The organism is Fimbriimonadales bacterium (genome assembly GCA_035559795.1).
GTDB lineage: Bacteria > Armatimonadota > Fimbriimonadia > Fimbriimonadales > ATM1 > DATMAR01.
In genome coordinates this window covers 1-1,881 of the sequence record DATMAR010000008.1, presented here as the reverse complement: position 1 = coordinate 1,881, position 1,881 = coordinate 1, and the positions used below count along the sequence as shown (strand labels likewise).

At 45.7% G+C, this 1,881-nt stretch carries 2 protein-coding genes; both read right to left on the bottom strand.

The genetic code is table 11. The annotated features are described in order from the left end of the window. On the bottom strand, nt 1-1,632 hold a 1,632-nt coding region (locus tag VNK96_05570), incomplete at its 3' end, for a PQQ-dependent sugar dehydrogenase (GenBank protein HWP31175.1). A gap of 47 nt (nt 1,633-1,679) precedes the next feature. Next, nucleotides 1,680-1,881 (bottom strand): hypothetical protein (locus VNK96_05565; protein HWP31174.1); only part of this gene is annotated, 202 nt, incomplete at its 5' end.

Genomic DNA, 1,881 nt, shown 5'->3' with positions numbered 1-1,881 from the left:
GGCGATGCGTGTCCACGTTATTCGTGCGCGAATCTCTCTATCCGAAGATTGAATGAATCTTTCTATATTCGAAGTGATGACCGCATCGGTAACTTTATCGTTAGCACCTGCAGTTCCGCTCGAAACGGCTTCCCAGTTTTGGGTTTGGTAATTCCAAAGTTCGATTTTTTCACCCATCGTGCCCGTGACGTGCGTTTCGAGAATGAAATGGAGTTCTTTGAGAGTTTTCGTGGTAGCGGGTGGTGCAGTAGATTTTAATTCTATTTGTCCCGCAATCACATTTCCCCTTTCTGCTCTTCCGCTTATGTTCAAGTAAACGTCGTCGCTTTCATACGTTTGTTTCAAACCTCCGAATTTAATACTTCCTTCGACAAGATTCAAAGTTTTGGCGAGGACTTTGTCGTTGTAAGGACGTATGCGATAAACGGTTCCGGTGAGAATTCCTGTCACGTAAAGGTAGCCGTCTTTGCCGATGTGTAAATCGCTCACATGCCCCCATCCCGTTCCGACTCGATTGATGTCTCTTTCCGAAGGCGAATCGGCGACTCCATCTGCAGCCCCCCCAGTAAGAACGAATCCGTCTCTGGCGTCGTTCATTTTGAAATAATAGAGTTGCGCTAAATTGAAGTCCGATATGAGAACGTTGTTTTTTTCGGCTGGCTGAAACTTGTAACTATCTAAAAACACAATCCCTGTAATTCCGAGGGATTCTAACCAGGAGAAAACGGGGTCTTGATAATGCGAACCCGTTAGATACACTAAATCATCTGCGTCATAACTCGTGTAGTTGTTGCTTCCGTATGTTGCATTTCTTGCATCGGGTCCCATGATTTTCAGCCATCCCCCGTTCGCTCCTGGCGAAAACCAATTGACTTCGTCGTAGACCTCAGGACCGTTATCCGTCATCCAGAGTTTGCCTGTCAAAGAATCGAAAGTGAAACCGAAGCAATTTCGCACTCCGTAGGCAAAGATTGCTTTCAAACGATCGTCACTTTCGTTGATGAAAGGATTATCCGAGGGGATAGTGCCGTCCAAATTGAGGCGATAGATCGCACCAGCGCCTGCAACTGCGGTAGTGCTCGTGTTTTGTTCGATCCTTCCGTTGCTGAGACCTCCACGTGTCATATCCCCGATACTGAGATAAAGTTTTTCGTCAGGACCGATATGGACTTCCCCCCCCTGGTGTCCGGGACCGTTGTTTTGCGTATTGTCGAAGGGGACTTCCCATAAGAGTTTTTCGAAAACGAGAGTAGTTCCGTTCCAGATAAATTTTTCGAGACGGTTGCCGTCGAAGGGTCCTCCGTCTTGAGGCGCGTGAGAATAATAAACATACACTCTGCCGTTGGTCGTGAAATTCGGGTCGAGTTCGATTCCCAATAGACCGGACTCTCCATCGTTTTCCACAGGCAAATCTAAAACGACGTTAACGAAAATTCCGTCTTTAAAGTACTTTACTTTTCCTGTTTCTTTTTCGCAGACGAACATTTCGTTTTCGCTAAGGGTCGTTATGCAAGTAGGCAAGGATAAACCTGTGATGTGCGGTTCGAAGAAGTACGAAGTCAGTGTAAGGGTTTGAGCGTTGAGAAAAAGAGTAATTGCAAATATAAGCGATAAGAGCAATGCGATTCTCATGCCATTTACCTTTACTAAAAGTGTTTGTCTATTATTATTGATAATTATTATTGATATACGAAACGCCAAGTTGCCTCGTCTATGAACATTTCAGAGGGAGGTGCAGTTGCGGTGGCGATGCGTGTCCACGTTATTCGTGCGCGAATCTCTCTATCCGAAGATTGAATGAATCTTTCTATATTCGAAGTGATGACCGCATCGGTAACTTTATCGTTAGCACCTGCAGTTCCGCTCGAAACGGCTTCCCAG